At 67.1% G+C, this 691-nt stretch carries 1 protein-coding gene and 1 pseudogene; both read left to right on the forward strand.

Annotated features, from left to right (window positions below; all coding sequences use genetic code 11):
* The coding region (locus G3O06_RS50145) for a TOBE domain-containing protein (protein ID WP_205820502.1) at window positions 1-287 on the forward strand (287 nt) is incomplete at its 5' end.
* Window positions 288-297: 10 nt separating this feature from the next.
* Window positions 298-691 (forward strand): annotated as a pseudogene (locus G3O06_RS50150) (putrescine ABC transporter permease PotH); the annotation flags it as partial.

Below are 691 nucleotides of genomic sequence, written 5' to 3' on the forward strand. Positions count from 1 at the left end.
ACGGCATCACGGGCCCGCTCGGGATGCCGGTCGGCATCTCGGTGCGCCCGGAGCGCATTCACGTGTCGCGCGAGAAGCCGGGCTCGAAACACAACTGGGCGCGCGGCGTCGTGACCGACATCGCGTACATGGGCAGCTACTCGCTGTATCACGTGCGCCTGCCGAGCGGCAAGACGGTCGTGTCGAACCTGTCGAGCTCGCACTTGATGAACGACAACGCACCGGCGTGGAACGACGACGTGTTCGTGTCGTGGTCGCCGGCCAGCGGCGTCGTGCTGACGCAGTGAGGACGCCACGATGAGAACCTCCGCTTCCACTCCGTCCGCGCCGGTATCGTCCGGCGCAGCAAGCACCGGCGCCGGCCGTGCCCGCCCGGGCCGCTTCGCGATGCTGCAGCGCTTCCTGCCGTCGGGCCGCAGCGTCGCGATCGGCGTGCCGTTCCTGTGGCTCGCCGTCTTCTTCGCGCTGCCGTTCGTGCTGGTGCTGAAGATCAGCTTCGCCGACCAGGTGATGGGCATCCCGCCGTACACGTCGCTCGTCGAGATCAAGGACGGCGTCGTGCATTTCGCGCTGCAGATGTCGCACTACGCGTTCCTGCTGCAGGACGACCTGTACATCGCGACCTACCTCAGCTCGCTGAAGATGGCCGCCGTGTCGACGGTGCTGTGCCTGCTGATCGGCTATCCGATGG

It is taken from the genome of Burkholderia sp. Ac-20345, from assembly GCF_017104825.1.
GTDB classification, from domain to species: domain Bacteria; phylum Pseudomonadota; class Gammaproteobacteria; order Burkholderiales; family Burkholderiaceae; genus Burkholderia; species Burkholderia lata_B.